Annotated in this window: 13 protein-coding genes and 2 pseudogenes; 5 read left to right on the top strand and 10 right to left on the bottom strand. The window is 53.0% G+C overall.

The features are described 5' to 3' along the window. Window positions 1-165 precede the first annotated feature (165 nt). Window positions 166-525 (bottom strand): co-regulatory protein PtrA N-terminal domain-containing protein, encoded by a 360-nt coding sequence (locus BM059_RS07815; protein WP_003139552.1) that lies wholly within the window; start codon window positions 523-525, stop codon window positions 166-168. A 206-nt stretch (window positions 526-731) separates the two neighbouring features. Between BM059_RS07815 and BM059_RS07810 the strand changes: the two genes are divergently transcribed. Both BM059_RS07810 and BM059_RS07805 read left to right on the top strand, forming a co-directional pair. Next, a complete protein-coding gene (locus BM059_RS07810; RefSeq protein ID WP_039588641.1) occupies window positions 732-1,409 on the top strand; it encodes a heavy metal response regulator transcription factor in 678 nt (225 codons plus the stop codon). Window positions 1,410-1,411: 2 nt separating this feature from the next. Continuing rightward, window positions 1,412-2,827 carry a heavy metal sensor histidine kinase gene (locus BM059_RS07805; protein ID WP_185965442.1) on the top strand — a complete coding sequence of 472 codons (1,416 nt, stop codon included), beginning with the start codon at window positions 1,412-1,414 and terminating at the stop codon, window positions 2,825-2,827. A gap of 62 nt (window positions 2,828-2,889) precedes the next feature. On the opposite strand, the gene BM059_RS07800 is transcribed toward BM059_RS07805, so the two are convergent. Then, the gene (locus BM059_RS07800; RefSeq protein ID WP_074937805.1) at window positions 2,890-3,849 is read right to left on the bottom strand and encodes a site-specific integrase; all 960 of its coding nucleotides are present in this window, start codon (window positions 3,847-3,849) and stop codon (window positions 2,890-2,892) included. A gap of 182 nt (window positions 3,850-4,031) precedes the next feature. Between BM059_RS07800 and BM059_RS07795 the strand changes: the two genes are divergently transcribed. Together BM059_RS07795 and BM059_RS07785 are read left to right on the top strand one after the other, a co-directional pair. Beyond that, window positions 4,032-5,069 carry a DNA-binding protein gene (locus BM059_RS07795; RefSeq protein WP_074937803.1) on the top strand — a complete coding sequence of 346 codons (1,038 nt, stop codon included), beginning with the start codon at window positions 4,032-4,034 and terminating at the stop codon, window positions 5,067-5,069. A gap of 390 nt (window positions 5,070-5,459) precedes the next feature. Next, window positions 5,460-6,614 carry a hypothetical protein gene (locus tag BM059_RS07785; protein ID WP_137006966.1) on the top strand — a complete coding sequence of 385 codons (1,155 nt, stop codon included), beginning with the start codon at window positions 5,460-5,462 and terminating at the stop codon, window positions 6,612-6,614. Here BM059_RS07785 and BM059_RS07780 read toward each other — a convergent pair. The 5 genes and pseudogenes from BM059_RS07780 to BM059_RS25175 all read right to left on the bottom strand — a co-directional run. Next, the gene (locus BM059_RS07780; RefSeq protein ID WP_013715599.1) at window positions 6,600-8,057 is read right to left on the bottom strand and encodes a TniQ family protein; all 1,458 of its coding nucleotides are present in this window, start codon (window positions 8,055-8,057) and stop codon (window positions 6,600-6,602) included. The genes BM059_RS07785 and BM059_RS07780 overlap by 15 nt on opposite strands. Window positions 8,058-8,059: 2 nt before the next feature. Then, window positions 8,060-9,046: a TniB family NTP-binding protein gene (locus tag BM059_RS07775; protein ID WP_041769449.1), complete on the bottom strand. Its 987-nt coding sequence runs from the start codon at window positions 9,044-9,046 to the stop codon at window positions 8,060-8,062. A gap of 11 nt (window positions 9,047-9,057) precedes the next feature. Next, window positions 9,058-10,944, bottom strand: coding sequence for a helix-turn-helix domain-containing protein (locus tag BM059_RS07770; RefSeq protein WP_074937801.1), 1,887 nt, complete (start codon window positions 10,942-10,944; stop codon window positions 9,058-9,060). Next, complete coding sequence (locus BM059_RS25180) at window positions 10,937-11,569, bottom strand: hypothetical protein (protein ID WP_139220711.1); 633 nt, start codon at window positions 11,567-11,569, stop codon at window positions 10,937-10,939. The genes BM059_RS07770 and BM059_RS25180 overlap by 8 nt, the downstream gene beginning before the upstream one ends. 413 nt (window positions 11,570-11,982) lie before the next feature. After that, window positions 11,983-12,572: pseudogene (locus tag BM059_RS25175) on the bottom strand (transposase); the annotation flags it as partial. 179 nt (window positions 12,573-12,751) lie between these two features. On the opposite strand from BM059_RS25175, the pseudogene BM059_RS07750 reads away from it, so the two are divergent. Beyond that, window positions 12,752-13,030 (top strand): annotated as a pseudogene (locus tag BM059_RS07750) (LysR substrate-binding domain-containing protein); the annotation flags it as partial. A gap of 9 nt (window positions 13,031-13,039) precedes the next feature. Here BM059_RS07750 and dctM read toward each other — a convergent pair. The 3 genes from dctM to BM059_RS07735 form a co-directional block, all read right to left on the bottom strand. Continuing rightward, window positions 13,040-14,323, bottom strand: coding sequence for a C4-dicarboxylate TRAP transporter large permease protein DctM (gene dctM, locus BM059_RS07745; RefSeq protein WP_074937796.1), 1,284 nt, complete (start codon window positions 14,321-14,323; stop codon window positions 13,040-13,042). Then, the gene (locus tag BM059_RS07740) at window positions 14,320-14,949 is read right to left on the bottom strand and encodes a TRAP transporter small permease (protein ID WP_074937794.1); all 630 of its coding nucleotides are present in this window, start codon (window positions 14,947-14,949) and stop codon (window positions 14,320-14,322) included. The genes dctM and BM059_RS07740 overlap by 4 nt, the downstream gene beginning before the upstream one ends. Before the next feature lie 142 nt (window positions 14,950-15,091). Continuing rightward, the gene (locus BM059_RS07735) at window positions 15,092-16,030 is read right to left on the bottom strand and encodes a DctP family TRAP transporter solute-binding subunit (protein WP_208606096.1); all 939 of its coding nucleotides are present in this window, start codon (window positions 16,028-16,030) and stop codon (window positions 15,092-15,094) included. Window positions 16,031-16,112: the final 82 nt, after the last annotated feature.

Raw genomic sequence — 16,112 nt, 5'->3', positions numbered from 1 at the left:
TGAGACCTCGAGATGGGTGCTGGAAATCTCATGCTATTCCCCGCTTGCTGCCAGGCCGCTGACCCCAAAACTACAATTGCGTCAGCTGGGAAAAAGCACGGCGCCATAAAGGCGCCGCTAGGCCGAAGGAGCAATCACGAAAGGCCTGTAAGATGGGGGAAATCTTTACTGATGGCATTCCTTGTCGGCCATCATCAGCTTGTGCTCTCGAATCATTTGACCCAGCACGTCGTCTACCAGCTTGTCATGCTTTTCCATCCAGGCCAGATGCTCTTCGGCAGACATGTTTGGCGCGGGATGTTCGTTGTGCAGCTGGCTCATGATGTCTTCGAGCATGTTCATATGCTCCTTCATGTGCACATGCCGCTCGCCGACCGGGGCCTTCTCCGCCTGGATCAGCACGGCTTCTGCTTTGTCGCGCATCTGCTGGATGCGCTCGAATACACGGTCGCTGCCCCCTTCGGCCCAAGCCATGGAAGACAGCAGTAGCGAACCAACCAGAAGCAAAGGTTTCAGCGATTTCATGGGCAGTCTCCATCAGTGCAAACTATGGCCGGCACCTCTGCTTTTGGTCTGTCGAGGGCCGAGAGCACAACCTAGTACTCATGCTTGCACCCTAGACAAGCCACCCTGTCAGTGAGCTGAAGTCAGAATTACATTTTCGTAAGCTTCTGGTTGGGGCCGCGGTTTGCCTGCAAACTCAGGCCACCCGACTTTTGGAGTCTGCACACATGAAACTACTGGTAGCTGAAGACGAACCCAAAACCGGTACGTACCTCCAGCAAGGTCTCACCGAGGCTGGGTTCAATGTCGACCGGGTTATGACCGGCACAGATGCCCTTCAGCATGCACTTAGCGAAGCCTATGACCTGCTAATTCTGGATGTAATGATGCCTGGGCTGGACGGTTGGGAAGTGCTGCGCATGTTGCGCGCAGCAGGAAAAGACGTCCCCGTACTGTTCTTGACGGCACGCGATGGTGTGGAAGACCGCGTTAAAGGGTTGGAGCTGGGTGCGGACGACTACCTGATCAAGCCATTTGCTTTCTCAGAGCTTCTGGCCAGGGTCAGAACGCTGTTGCGCAGAGGTAATGGTTCGCCGACGCAGACCACCATGAAAATTGCCGATCTGGAAGTCGATCTGATGAAGCGACGTGCTGTCCGGGGCGGGAAAAGAATTGACCTGACGGCGAAGGAATTTTCACTACTGGAGTTACTGCTGCGCCGACGCGGTGAAGTGCTCCCGAAGTCGCTGATTGCCTCTCAGGTTTGGGACATGAACTTCGACAGCGACACCAATGTCATTGAGGTCGCGGTACGCCGGCTACGCGCAAAAATCGATGACGATTTCGATCTCAAGCTGATTCATACCGCCCGCGGCATGGGATACATGATGGATGCGCCGGAGTGAATATGAAGCACCTTTCGCTGACAGCACGCATGAGCCTGATGTTCATGTCCGCGGTAATTGCAGTCCTGACGGTAGCAGGGCTGAGTTTCAATATGCTCAGCCAGCACCACTTCAAGATGCTGGATCGGCAGGCCCTGGTGGAGAAACTCGAATCCGCCAAACATATCCTCAACAATGCTCGCGGTGAAGCGAGCCTTTCGGAAGAATTACCGCAGTTGCGAGCCTTGCTGGGAGCCCATCAGGATCTGGCGGCCACTATCCTGGCCAGTGACGGTTCTGTACTGTTCTCCGACCCCAGAGCAGTCGAAGTACCAGAGCGTTTCAGACGTGAAAATGAGCAGAGCATGTGGGAGTGGCAGAACGGCCAACACATGTACCGCGGCATGACGGCGCAAATCTCGGTAGCCGATCAGGCTGAGCCGCTCACAGCTTTGCTGATTCTTGACGTCACCAATCACACACACTTTTTCGACACGCTGCAACGATGGTTCTGGATTGGATTGGTCATCAGTGCCCTGTTCAGTGCCGCGCTCGGCTGGGTGGTTGCTCGCAGCGGCCTTAGGCCTCTGCGGCAAGTCACTCATGTGGCCTCCGGGATGTCCGCTCGCTCGTTACAGGAACGAATCCCTCTCGAACCAGTGCCGCGGGAACTTCAGCAACTGGTTCTATCCTTCAATGCGATGTTGGCTCGGCTAGAGGATGCCTTCGTTAGGCTCTCCAATTTTTCGGCCGACATTGCCCACGAGCTACGCACGCCCGTTAGCAACCTGATGACCCACACCGAGGTCGTGCTGAGCAAGAAACGCGATATCAATGCCTATGAAGAGAATCTCTACTCCAACCTGGAGGACTTGAAGCGCATGTCTCGGATGATTGATGACATGCTTTTCTTGGCCAAGGCTGATAATGGCCTGATCATCCCCGAGCAGGCCAGGATCGAACTGGCCGACGTAGTCTTCAAGCTGTTTGACTACTACCACCTTCTGGCCGAAGAACATGGCATTGAACTATCGCTCACAGGCACAGGCCAAGTGCTGGGAGATCGGCTGATGCTTGATCGTGCACTCTCCAACTTGCTGTCCAATGCACTGCGCTACACGCCGGCGGGACATACAATTTCGGTTTTGATCCGCGAGACAGCGGGCTCCACAACCTTCAGCATTGAGAACCCAGGGGACACAATCAGCTCAGAGCATCTAGAGAAGCTCTTCGACCGCTTTTACCGGGTTGACCCCGCTCGGCGGGAGGGAAGCCCGAGCAATGCCGGGCTCGGTCTTGCCATCACCCGCTCCATCATTGAGGCTCACAAAGGCCGCATCTGGTGTACTTCAGCGGCGGGTCTCACGGGCTTTCATATCGAATTCCCCCATCACCACTGTTGTCGGTCTGGCGGTAAGTCGGCTACTGCCAACCGCTAGCCCAACTTGGCTGGTGTTCCCAGTGCGCGGCTAGGTGCGGATCGGGGCCGCCGAAGGCGGTCTTATGGCAGTCCCTCGGGCCAGTTTGAGATATGTTGTAGCGCACTCAGCTGCCCAGGGAACACTCCTGTGCTCTCGACATAGCGCAATGCGGATTGACCATCGCTCCAGCCAACGTACTGCATCAGTGCTTTGAGATCCCAGCCGCTGCGGGTAGCCCAGGTGGCAAAACCGCGGCGCAGCGAGTGGCTACTGTACAGCTCCGCAGGCAGCCCTGCCGCCTGCAGGACGGCGCGCATGAGTGGGACAACGCTATTTGGGTGCAAACCCTGCTCACCTAAGTGCCCCCAGCGATCAACTCCACGGAAGACCGGCCCGCGCGCAATGCCCGCCAGGCTGATCCAGTCGACGTAGGCCTGTACCGGGCACAGCCTGGCCAGCGCCGGCGCGCTAAAGGTCTGGCCTTGGTTGTCCCGGTCACCTTTGCTCCAGGGTAGGAACAGTTGCATGCCCTCCCCAGGCCTTACCTGGATGTGCTCGACTCGTAGGCGGCACAACTCATCACTGCGGAACGCCCGCCAGAAGCCGATCAGGATCAACGCGCGGTCACGCCAACAGCGCAGCATCCGCGGCCAGTCGTCCTCGGCACGGGCCTGATCGCCAGTCCGCTCCAACCACAACACGCACTGCTCGAGCTGGCGCAGCTGCAAGGGTTCGGCCTGCTTCTCCTGACGCGGATGCAGCGTACGGATGCCTTTGAGGACCTGACGGACCAGTGGGGTCTTGGTTGGATCCGGAAAACCCTGGCTGACATGCCACTGCGCCAGGGCTGCCAGGCGCAGCTTGAGCGTGTTGCTGGACAGCGTGGCGGCGTGGTCGACCAGGTAGCGCACGATGGCATCGCTGGTCGCCGGCAAGAAGCCGCCCCAAGTCACCTCGAAGTGCTCAAGCGCCTGCTGGTAGCTGCGCCGCGTGTTGGCGCGGGTGCCGGCCTGCAGGTACCGCTCAATCTCCTGGCTCATCTGAGCGCATCCCCTTGGTGTACCGGTGAGCGACTGCCAAACGACGAAAATGGCGCTTCACCTTGGATAATTCGTGATTACCCAATTCTAGAATAGAAGCAGAACAAAAATAAAATTCTTGATAAAGTGCCATGTATCTACATAGTACATACCACAGAACGAAATTGTCAGGAGGCCCACTTATGGCCCGCGGTGGCGTCAACAAAGCTGTCGTGCAGAAAGCCAGGAATGACCTCCTAGCTCGCGGCATTTACCCCAGCATCGATGCGGTTCGCATCGAACTGGGTAACACCGGCTCCAAGAGCACGATCCACCGCTATCTGAAGGAGCTCGAGGCCGAGAGCGAGCCGACCTTGTCGGGGGATTCGCTGAGTGGACCGCTGACAAATTTGATGGGACAGTTGCTGGACCAACTGAAACAAGAGGCGCAGCAGTCCGTGGTCGAAGCCCACGAAACGCTGAGGCGCGAACGCTCGGCGGTACAGCAGCAGTCGGCCGTATTCGAGGCCCGAATGCGAGACCTCGAATCACAGAGTTCGAGCCTGGCGCAGCAGCTACAAGCAGCTCAGGAGCTGGCTCTTCGAGAACAGCAACAGCGGCAAGTTATCGAAATCGACAACGCTCGAATGGTTCAATCCCTTCGGGATCTGGAGGTGCGCGTCAAAGAGCGCGATGAGCGCATTCAGTCGCTTGAGGACATGCATCAGCACGCTCGTGACGGCATGGAGCATTACCGCCAAGCCAGCAAGGAACAGCGAGAACAGGAGCAGCGCCGCCACGACGCTCAGATCAGCCAGCTTCAGGCCGAGGTACGCCAGCTGCAACAAACGCTGATGATCAAGCAGGACGAGTTGACTCAGCTGAACCGTGACAATGCACGACTGGTCACCGAGGCGCGGCAGCATCAGAAGGATCAGCATGCACTGGAGCAGCTCCTCTCGCAGAGGGATCAGGCTTTGGTGAGCACTCAGAGCGCTCTAACCAGTATGGGGCGTACGAATGAAACGCTGGAGCAGCGATGTCAGGCCCTGCAGGGAGAGGTGGCTCAACTCGATGAGGCCCGCACGGTGCAAACAGAGCAAGTACAGACCCTGGAGCAACAGCTAGCCAAAGCTACTGCCCAATTGAAGGCGCTTGGACATTTGCCACCGCCAGTCCAAGAGCCGGCGCTTAAAAGAGTTAGTACAGGCGACTGCCCTAATCAGTCCTCGGCTAAGTGACAACTATTGGCCCGTAACAGGACATGAATGCCAACGAAAGACAAATTGCGAGAGATGCTCGCGGGCCAGGCAAGGGAATTTCAGCACGCCGGCGGTGAGGTAGTTCTTTATGCCTGGCAGCGTCCACCTTTGGCGAGAGAGATGGCGAATCGGCGTCTGAGCAAGGGGAACCGCACCATCCACCATGAGTTGAATGGGATCTATGGCCATCGCCGAATCAAAGCCGAGTTGGCAGCCATGGGGCATGCGTGTGGTGCCGCTGAGGCTGAGGGTGTTCTGTGACCGTAAGACAGCAATAATGGACGCGCATACCGGTCTGGGCCGTGGGCCAGGTGCAGCCGAGGATCGCACCTACAATCGACGCAGTCAGAGCTAAACTCAGATACGAGCATGCGTGCGCTGCGAGGTCATGCCGCTTTCACAACAGCGAGCGATCCAATAATGAGCCAGCCAGCCGAAGATATACCAAGGGCAAGTGATGCGGAACATTTCGCTTTGGACTTTCCTTACCGAAAGTCGGTGAAAATCCGACGCGACCTGAAGCACTTTGATCTTTGGTTGCAAGCAACCTACGAAATCACGATCGATAGGCCAATCCCTTTAGCCTTTATCTACAAAGACTTCTTTCTCAGCCACGTCGCGCTTTATCCATGCCCGGCGATGCCAGGGCGTTTACTATCAGCGAACCTGGAGAATAAATTGCTTGGGTCAGGGTTACTAAATGCTGATGAGCTTAGTTGTCAGCAAGTAGCCTCGATGGTTTTATCCGTCATCCGGTGGCAACACCATCGATACAAAGCAATAGATGCTCACAAACTACTGCACGAGTTGCTCCCTTTTTACCGGCAGTTCCGATGGGTGACGCGCAACAAAGTGTTCACTTATAAATCGGCACAAGAGTCTGCAAGAGTTCTAAACGTCTTCCGGCGCCATTTGGCGCAAAGCCCTCAAGCCGAGCGCGACCTTGCCTTAATCTTACTGACCTGGGGATATGACTTTAGCCCATCCGAGCTTGTCCAGTTGAGCTTTGATAGCATTCAAATAAATCGCAGACCTCTAGAGTGGATGTATCACCGCGCCAACGGCAAAGTGAAGCTGGATCATATGACAGCTGTAAGCACCTTTACCCTCCTTTGCGAAAATGCTGACTTGATGGATTTACAATCCCACTGGCTTATGAATCGCAGGGATGGGGCGCACTGGCGTGCCCTAACCGAAAATGAGGTTGAGATAATCCTGGAGCGCCATTATCGATATGCGGGCGGTTTATATGGATTTGAGCATTACTACGTCCCCGAAGGGCCATCAACACCCGACCTCTTACCCCAAGAAGAAGCGGCATTTACCAAGGCGTTAAAAAGGTTCACCAAGGACCTGTTTGCTGGTCAGAATTCGACTGAAGAGGAGGATGAAGATGATGACTGGGATGCAGCCGTCCGAAAAATATCACTACAGCGAAGCTCAGCGGACGAAGGACCACCGGTGAATGACGAGCAAGTTGATTGGGATACGGTCATCAAGAATAAAAGTTCAAGCGTTGATTAGACGGAAAACCTTTTGCAAACTCTGGCCATGAAGAGACCTTGCCTCGGCAGATGGTAATCCTGAGTGACTTTCATTACGATCCGTATTCCATGAATGAGCCGATATAAATGTCATGCTCGGTGGACGACCACTCTGTTCACTGAAAACTACAGCCCAACATACGGGGTGCAAAATTCGTCGATATGGAACATCGGTGCAGTCCGGCGCATCTACGCCTTGGGTCAACAACTGTCTCTGCTCCATCTGCCGTTTGAGTAGAGTGACAACTTCACAGCCCAGCATTTGTCGAAGCAACCAGCGCTCGGCTTCAGGACTTGTCTGCCGGAACAGGCTATGCCTTTTCTTCTCCGCTATCCATGCAGCCATTTTCACCCTGCTGCTATGCGCCGAACGCAGTAATTCACATGGCACTTTAGCCTGGCGCCAATAGCATAACCAATCAATGTAAGCGAGCACAGTATAATAGTTAGCAGGCAGTAAAACCCCCTGAACGTCACGCCACAATAGCTCTAAAGATTTGTCAGTTAAACGAATTTCAGCCAAATGGTTTTTCTTGATATTTCTGAAAATCGACTTCGAAATACTAACCAACTCATTGATTAGGATTTCACTCTCCACCCCTACTTCCTCTTGATTTGCCCTAGAGAAGCGCGAGAATGTAGGGTACTGGCGCAGCGCAGATTGGAATGAATGATCACAGGCCATTACTTGCAGATTAGAAAATAGGTCTGCCTCCACTCGCGTAAACTGCTGAACGGAATGCGACAGCTGCAATACATTATCGCAATGAAGATCTGCTGGGCCGACGATATCGAACACAAGGTGCTTGTTCTCGCCACCCAGCATCCTATGGAACTGCCGCAAGCGCTGCATACCATGAGCGCTGATGAACCGTAACGATTGAGGATCACGCCCACATCCAAGCTGGCGACCGCAGCGCCAACAGCCATAGGGATGCTTGAATAAGGCAGCATTAAACTTGTAACTCACAAGTGCAGCGCAGTGCGGGCAATGATTAAGCAAGTCAACAGAGTGTACTGGGCATGCCTCAATGAGCTGATATTGAAATAGCGTGTAATGCCGGCCTTGCGACAAACAAATGGGGCAATATCGAAGCTCAGAAGCCACATGTCTTTCAGGGTCAATAAAAGTTGGCGAAAGAAATAAAGACTTGGCCTGCGTCAGGCTCAGGCCAAATAAGCCTTGTAGGCCAGTCACTCCCAAAGACTCAACATAAGCTAAATGCCTGCAATGTCTATTGCCGGATATTTGAGGGTTACAATGTTGTTTGATGATTTCAATCAGAGCCCCGCCAGCAACAACGTTGAACAATCCAAACCTGGAAAGAATTGAATAAACTGACTCGTATGGAATATATCGCGGCCTTATCCCACTGTATCTCTGTTTAGAACGCAACAGCTCGTCACGCAGAGTAATGATCATGTCTAGGCTAACGTATTTGCTATTTTAGAGTTGCGGGTGGCAACCGCGAACCAGGACTCTTCAATGAGCGACATACAGACCGCCGGAGAAAGCGAGAAACTCGCGCTATCACTCTCGCAGTATTCAGTCAGGAGGATTTCAATGGTTTTCGTAAAATACTTCATCGGAATCTCCATGTCAGCCTTGATCCCTAGCCCCTTGTAGGACTCTTTGAATGCATCCCAGAGCATATCTCCATAATCTTGCAGTCGAAGTCCGGCGGCAAACGCTTCAGGGAAGAAGAAGCGCGTATAGGGCCAATTACTTCCTTCCGGAAAGACGGCGCTATCATAATAGCCAAGGCACTCTACGAAATCCTCTTTGTCACGAATTCCCCGAAATGAGTGTTCATACAGAAGGAACCGATTAACTATGGCCTCCCCCTCCTCACCAGCTTTTAGCAAAGTTTCTTTATGGCCTAGCAACTGACTCTGCCCCACCAAGATAGGCAACAACGTAACACTTTTCTCCATTAGGGCATTGTATAGATCTTTGATCCAGTCATAGTGAATCGGCAGCAATCTTGATGCTTCATCAATGAATAAAATAAAAACCCTACGGGGATCATTAAACGCTGCATCAATAATAAAATTCTTTAATCTGGATTTTTTGATGCTAATGCTGCAATGATCTTCCCATTTGGCATGCCCAACGACCTCCAGCAAAGAGGTATAGAAGCCGCCCTTACTGGGCGACAGATCGCGTTCAGCGAAGAATATAGCCACTGGAATACTTGGAAAATCAATACTTAAACATTGCCTGCAGTACAGCATTGCTCGCGTTTTACCGTAGCGGACGCGCCCATAAATAACCAACCCTGAGTCGAGTCGCTTAATGGCTTTCAGTACCATCGCATAGGTTTCACCGATGGAATAAGTAGGAATTAAATAAGTCTTACTACTTACTGGATGTTCTTCAATTCGGATTGGCCGTATATCTTTGATATCCATACTCCATCCTCTCAGAGCGTGAAGACCTTGGTCAACTTGACACGCTGATGATTAAGTCTCTCTGGCGTATCACCGTCACGGCCCTTAACTGAAGATGGATCTTCACTAACACGCCCCGTTTCCTTGTATAAGGTGGTAGCGACTCTTCGCGAAGTGTCACCAGTAGCCAATTTTAAACGCCGAAAAGCCTCAGTTGGTGTTTCATTACGTGCAAATTGAAATTGCCCCTGCTTCGTAGCCTTCCATAACTCGCTTCGAACTTTGAGACTGTGCGGTTGTAAGTACCAAGGGTGGGGGGCTCTTAGAACTCCCACAAAGGTGCCGTCTTCATCTAATAGCCGAAGAAATGAAACGTCTTCACGTGAATACTCTACAAACATGTGCCTGCCAACGGAGTCACTTCTAAGGACGTCAGGGTTTTTATACTTTAGATATGCAAAGTTAACGTAAGCACCACCGTATTTTGATGAGGTTCGAACGACCACCGATTCCCGAGCCATTGAAAATAAGGTCGGTTCCCTGAGAGCGTCAGGCAATGTGTTGGGTGGAAGAGAGTTCTGATCGCCACAAAGACAGAACACCCCCAGTGGTGAATGACCTTGCAACGACGAGTGGGGCCGACCATTGTAGTCAGAGATCAAAATATCAATGGTACTTTTTAGCTCTTCTAGTGTAAGCAGTAGCTTCAGCGGGTTCTTCGACTTGGGAGATAAGCGTTCAATTATTTTATCTCGACTATCACTGCCGGTCGTGCCAATAATCCTATGCGAATAATGCTGCACAACAAACAAAAAGAATCGCTCAATAATGGCTCGATCATTAGGTGTATGAGGGCGGCCAAACTCAGCAACACACCCTACTCGATCATGAAGAACTCGGACAACATTCGTGGCCTTATGGGCCCAAGCATTATCAAGCTTGAGAGTTGACCAAGTTTCCCAAGCGTAGCCGTGCTCACTTGGGAACCCTCCTGCGGTCGAATAATGAACATTTGGCGTAATCAGGGGCTGCTTTTGATGAGGTGTTAAGCTGTTGAATATAGCTTTTAAAAGATCAATCTGGTCGTACGTATGGCCTAAAGCAATGGAGTATCCCAGTACACAGCGCGAAAAGACATCAATGAGTAGTATTAGCCAAACTCTTAAGATTTCGTATCTGATTGGCTGTCCGAAACTGTCTAATTCTTCAATGACCAATCGGATGTCGAGCATGTGGCCGTCAGTCTCTACCTGCTGCAGAATATCGGTAGGAGGCACATTGTAATTTATGTCAGAGGCATTCCTTTCTTTTTCATCTAGCGCCTTCAACTCTTTGCTCTTCGACCTTAGATGTTCTCTCAAGGCTGAGCGGGCGAGTGTCTTTCGGTTGAATGGATATTGATCATTACTGATCGACAATGATGTGCAATGCACTAAGAATGCATTATGTATAACGTCGAAGCTAACGCCACCTTGGCTCCTTGGCTTATAATTTCGAGCGATTTTTTCCAGCCAGGACTTTATTTCAGGATGATCAGCTATTAGTTTGCTAAATGCCCCGGCATCTCCTTGAGTCACTCCATCATTCGAATAGCCTAGATCTTTCTCACGATTATATTTTTTCTCGCCAATGCGCCTATATGGTATGGCTCCTTTGAAGCCAATAACCACTCCATCCGTATCCAATGCAAGACATCTATTAATGGATCTATACAGTGTTGCTCGCGAAAGACCATACGCATCTTCTATCTCGCGCAGGGTGGCTCCATTCTTTAGATAAGCTCTAATTGCTTTAATTCTGTTATCTGTTGCCTCTCTTATATCCTCGGCAATAAGATCAACATCTATACACCTCCACGCATCACATGAATTCCCAGCAGCAAGGAACTCACGGCGAGAAAAGCGAGTGGAGTCATTCATGTCTCACCCGGATGACATCTAGCTGAGTTAATCCACTGATTCTTTTGCATCGAACATCAAATAGCCCTACCCTGCCCCGCCTGACAAGCTCAAACAGCAGCGCCGCTGCGCCTTCGCCATATCTAGCCTGCAAGTCATTAACTGAGTTGCTTATTGTTCCCTTGCTTCGATCAATCGAATGAAATGCAAATTCAAGATTCTTCTCAGTGAAGATCTCTCTATATTTGTTAATATACGACAACATGCAAAGCAAATTTTCTGCGTACGTCTGCTCTTCACTCAGGCATTTAGCCCCTAAGAATTCAGCTTTGATATCGCAGCTATCGCAATACTCGATTATCTCAGCTTCAGTATTTTCGGTGACTTCACGCCTGGAAAAGATAAAATGTAAAACGCCATGCATTTCGTACTGAATTGCAACTGATACTTTTTTGCTCTCCAAATTTAAAGTAGCCTGATTTACAAGCACTTCTGTGGCAAAGGGATTAAACTCTAGCCCAGCCCAGCGCCAGAAGCTCGGTCGACAGTAAAGCCTTACCTGGGTATTCTGCTTAGGGCTGTATGCCAGAAACTCAGGCGCGCCCGCCGGCCTACCCCTTGCTTCCAATGTAATAAAGGCTGCCATTTATATGGCCTCTCAGCTTGTGCACTATAATTCCCTGGCAAATTAGCAGCTTACAAAAGTTTCATATTTGCAGAGCGAGCGTTAAAGTTTCAAATTCTCAAGAATTATGGTGGGAAATTCTGCGCAACTCAGAATCTTTGGAGATAAGAAGCAGATTGGTAATAATTAATTGAATTGAAAATCGCCAAAGGCTATTCAGTCAAAGTCGCTTTTAGCGACTGGGGGAAAAGTTTCAAATTAATTTGTTTTCACTATTACGGAGTCGCAAGTGTCTGAGCCTTCTGATCAAAAAGGAGACAAATCCCGTTCAAAGAAAATACTTAAAGATCAATCAGGTATTGATGGTCGCCCTCCCTGAGCGTCTCCAAATAAAGTGCATAAAGGAGACTGTGGCCGAAAATCTGACCGACTTAATGTGACCCCGGCTGCTTGCTGACCAGCCCCAACTCCCGCATCAACCGACGCACGCGGAAGCGGTCGATTGTCACGCCGTCTTCGCGCAGCATGCCGAGGATGCTGCGGCTGCCGGCCGAGCCTCGACTCTGGCTGAACAACTGGTTGACCTGGCTGCGTAGCGCAACGCGGCGAGCATCGACATGGCGTCGTCGAAGACGGTGGGCGTATTAGCAAGACCGCGCCACATCGAAGGCTGAACAGACCACTTCCACTGGCTCCTGCTCACTCAACTGGTCTATCAGCGCGTACGATCGAGTTCGTCCGACATCAAGAGAGCGGTAGCCTTTTTTAATATCGCTTTCTCCCGCTCCAGCCGGTTGATCCGGGCTTCCAGCTCCTGAATCTTCTGATGCTCGGGCGTCAGCGCCTTGCTCTTCGGGGTCACGCCTTGGCGTTCCGCCTTGAGCTGCTTCACCCAACGGCGCAATGCCGAGTCCACCACTCCCAGTGAGCGGCAGGCCTCGATATGGCTGTAACCCTGGTCCAATACCAAGGCAGCAGCCTCTCGCTTGAATTCGGCGGAAAATGTACGTCGTTGCTTGCTCATCAGACACCTCTCTATGGCGAGGATTTTCGCCTAAATCGGTGCCCGGGATCAGTAGACCACTACACATCCCCTCCTCCCTCACGCCCAGAGATATGCTGACCCAGCCAGTGATTAAGCGAGAGCCCGTAGGACTCTGGCGCCCTCCTCGTTTCGTCTAATGCACAGACCTTCGCGCCTCTACGCATGTCTGCCCTGCAATTTCTTCCTTCGTCCGGCTCTATCCGGAGGTCGAGGTACAACTGCACCTGACAGACCGGCCGATCAACCTGCCGGACGTTGCCATCCGCTTCGGGGACTTGCCCGACTCCCGGTTGATTGCCCGCAAGATTGCTGCGAACAGACGCAGACTGTGCGCAGCCCCCTCCTATCTGGAAGCCTTCGGCAATCCCGAAAGCCCCAAGGACCTGACGCAGCACAACTGCATTGTGCTGCGTCAGAACGATGCTGCCTTCGGTATCGACGGTTGCCTAGCTCACCCCCAGCCAGTTCGGCAGGGCCATGGACACGGCCGGGATGTAGGTGATAATCATCAGGAAGCTGAGCAGTAGCATCAGCCACGGCATGGCCGCGCGGATCACTGCGGTCAATGGCATGCCGGTCACCGCCGATGTGACGAACAGGTTCAGCCCCACTGGCGGCGTGATCAGGCCGATCTCCATGTTCACCACCATGATGATGCCCAGGTGGATCGGGTCGATGCCCAGTTGCATGGCGATCGGGAACAGGATCGGTGCCAGGATCAGGATGATTGCTGACGGCTCCATGAAGGCACCGGCGATCAGCAGCACGATGTTCACCACCAGCAGGAACTGCCAGGGCTGCAGACCCAGATCCACCACCCAGGCGGTGATGGTCTGCGGAATCTGCTCGGTGGTCAGCACGTGGGCGAAGAGCATGGCGTTGGCAATGATGAACATCAGCATGATGGTCAGCTTGCCGGACTCCAGCAGCACCTTCGGGCACTCGCGGATCTTCAGGTCCTTGTACACGAACAGGGCGACGAAGCCGGCATACACCGCCGCCACGGCCGCGGCCTCGGTCGGGGTGAACATGCCTGTGTAGATACCACCGAGGATGATCACCATCAGCAGCAGGCCCCAGAACGCCTCACGTGCAGCGCGCAACCACTCGCGGAAGCTGGCACGCGGCAGGGCCGGCAGCTTCTTGATGCGCGCGACGATGTAGATCGCCACCATCAATACGACGCCGAGCATGATGCCGGGGATGACGCCAGCCATGAACAGCTTGCCCACCGACTGCTCGGTGGCGGCGGCGTACACCACCATCACGATCGACGGCGGAATCAGGATGCCCAGGGTGCCGGCGTTACACACGATGCCGGCGCCGAACGCCTGCGGGTAACCGGAACGCACCATGCCGGCGATGGCAATGGAGCCCACTGCGGCCACGGTCGCCGGCGACGAACCGGACAGCGCAGCGAACAGCATGCACGCCAGCACCGCACCGATGGCCAGACCTCCACGGATATGGCCGACGCAGGCGTTGGCGAAGTCGATCAGACGACGCGCCACGCCGCCGGTGGTCATGAAGGCACCGGAGAGCAGGAAGAACGGAATCGCCAACAGGGTGTAGTGCTCGGAGGTCTCGAACAGCTTGATCGCCAGCGAGCGCACCGAGTCCGGGCTGAACAGCATGATGGTGATCGAGCCGGCGAGGCCGAGCGATGCGGCGATCGGCACGCCGATGAACATCAGCAGGAACAGCAGCAGGAAGAGGAACAGAACGGTCATTGCTTGGGCTCCTCGTGCTCATTGATCTTCAGGGCATCGGCGGCTTCGTCAGCCAGGCCGAGACCGGTCTGCTCGTTGCGCAGGATACGGACGAGGATTTCCAGAAAACGGACGAACACCATGGCGTAACCGAACGGCACGATCATGCCGATGTGCCATTGCTGAATGCCGCAATGGCCGAGGTCTTCGGCGCCGATGCCGGCCTTGAACAGGGTGTGCACCCAATCGAAGCTGCCGACAGCGATCAGACCGGCGTAGCCCAGGCAGGCCGAGCAGGCGATGATGCCGATAACGCGCTGGACGCCGCGCGGGGCGAGTTTGACCAGGGCGTCGACGCCGATATGGCCGGCGGTGCGCACGCCGTAGGCCAGGCCGAAGAAGATCAGCCAGCCGAACAGGGCCTTGGTCAGGGCATTGCTCCAGGTCATCGCCTGGGCCATGTCGAGAATGGCGTCGCCGATGCCGAGTAGAAACTCGTTACCGCCGAAATGGTCACCCAGCCAATAGAACAGGGTGTAGAAGTTGTTGAGGATCACGTAGACGAAAGTGATCAGCGTCATGGCCGCCAGGAGGAAAGCAATGAAGCCTTCCTCGAAGTGCTCCCAGACGCGCTGATAAGCGTTCATGGGTATCTCCGTCGATCTTTTGTAGTTGTATGAAAGCGAGCGAATTTCTCCGAAATCTATTGCCTGAAAAACGGCAAATAGAGTTTTCGTGCTCCAAAAAAAGCCGCTCGGGGGCGTGGACCCGAACGGCCAGGGGAAACGCTTAAGGATTATTTGCGGCTTGCGCTGCTTTAATCAGGTCGATACCGATTTCAGCCTCAAATTTCTTCCAAGCTGGCTGCACAGCTTCTCGCCAGTGAGAACGCTGCTCAGGAGTAAGCGTAATCACTTCGACTGTATTTGATTCGACAATTCGTTGCTTATCCTCTCGATTCAACTGTTCAGCCTGCTTGTTCACCGCATCTGTTACTTCTACAACTATTTCATCCAACTCATGGCGCACATCATCCGGCAAGCCATTCCAAAACTTCGTATTCGTCAAAAGAACGTAATTGCCCATTGTCAAATTGGCTTCAGTCACATATTTCTGAACCTCATAATGGCGCTGACTGAATATATTCGACCATGGATTATCGGACGCATTTACTACCCCTGTTTGCAGCCCTTGGTAGAGCTCAGCAAAAGCCATCTTGCGCGGTACAGCCCGCAGTGCAACGTATTGCTCATCCCAGATGTAAGAAGGCTGCACGCGGAACTTCATACCACGCGCATCTCTCGGCTCACGCAGGGGCTTGTTGGAAGTGAACTGGCGCATGCCATTAGACCAGTACGCAAGTCCTTTTAGCCCTTTGTCCTCCATGGTTGAGAGAAGCGCCAGAGCTTTTTCACTTTTCTGAAAGCGCTCAGCAGCAGCCGCATCATCGAAAAGGAACATCAAATCGAAGACTTGTAGCTTCTTCGTGAACTTATCGAGTTTTGCAGGCGCGGGGGCCAACAGTTGAACTTCATTCAGTAGCAGAGCTTCTAGCTCCTTCCCGTCTCCAAAAAGAGAGGAGTTAGGGTAGACCTCAACCTTGACCTTTCCAGGCAAGCGCTCCTCAGCCAATTTCTTGAACAGAAGAGCGCCCTGCCCTTTGGGCGTATGTTCAGCCACAACATGAGCAAATTTTATCGTGATTGGATCATTATTGGCCTTTGCCATGCATGCAAAGATCAGTGAGCAGCCGATTAAGAGAAAGTGAGCAATACGCTTGCACATAACAGTTACCTCATTGTTATTTTTG

Origin of the sequence: Ectopseudomonas composti, assembly GCF_900115475.1 — a bacterium.
GTDB lineage: Bacteria > Pseudomonadota > Gammaproteobacteria > Pseudomonadales > Pseudomonadaceae > Aquipseudomonas > Aquipseudomonas composti.
The sequence above is the reverse complement of the archived record's forward strand: the minus strand, read 5'-3'. Positions and strand labels throughout refer to the sequence as shown.

Bases quoted from the DNA above. Each gene is read 5' to 3' on its own strand.
- BM059_RS07815 (WP_003139552.1), bottom strand. From the start codon at position 525: ATGAAATCGCTGAAACCTTTGCTTCTGGTTGGTTCGCTACTGCTGTCT.
- BM059_RS07810 (WP_039588641.1), top strand. From the start codon at position 732: ATGAAACTACTGGTAGCTGAAGACGAACCCAAAACCGGTACGTACCTC.
- BM059_RS07805 (WP_185965442.1), top strand. From the start codon at position 1,412: ATGAAGCACCTTTCGCTGACAGCACGCATGAGCCTGATGTTCATGTCC.
- BM059_RS07800 (WP_074937805.1), bottom strand. From the start codon at position 3,849: ATGAGCCAGGAGATTGAGCGGTACCTGCAGGCCGGCACCCGCGCCAAC.
- BM059_RS07795 (WP_074937803.1), top strand. From the start codon at position 4,032: ATGGCCCGCGGTGGCGTCAACAAAGCTGTCGTGCAGAAAGCCAGGAAT.
- BM059_RS07785 (WP_137006966.1), top strand. From the start codon at position 5,460: ATGCGTGCGCTGCGAGGTCATGCCGCTTTCACAACAGCGAGCGATCCA.
- BM059_RS07780 (WP_013715599.1), bottom strand. From the start codon at position 8,057: ATGATCATTACTCTGCGTGACGAGCTGTTGCGTTCTAAACAGAGATAC.
- BM059_RS07775 (WP_041769449.1), bottom strand. From the start codon at position 9,046: ATGGATATCAAAGATATACGGCCAATCCGAATTGAAGAACATCCAGTA.
- BM059_RS07770 (WP_074937801.1), bottom strand. From the start codon at position 10,944: ATGAATGACTCCACTCGCTTTTCTCGCCGTGAGTTCCTTGCTGCTGGG.
- BM059_RS25180 (WP_139220711.1), bottom strand. From the start codon at position 11,569: ATGGCAGCCTTTATTACATTGGAAGCAAGGGGTAGGCCGGCGGGCGCG.
- dctM (WP_074937796.1), bottom strand. From the start codon at position 14,323: ATGACCGTTCTGTTCCTCTTCCTGCTGCTGTTCCTGCTGATGTTCATC.
- BM059_RS07740 (WP_074937794.1), bottom strand. From the start codon at position 14,949: ATGAACGCTTATCAGCGCGTCTGGGAGCACTTCGAGGAAGGCTTCATT.
- BM059_RS07735 (WP_208606096.1), bottom strand. From the start codon at position 16,030: ATGGCAAAGGCCAATAATGATCCAATCACGATAAAATTTGCTCATGTT.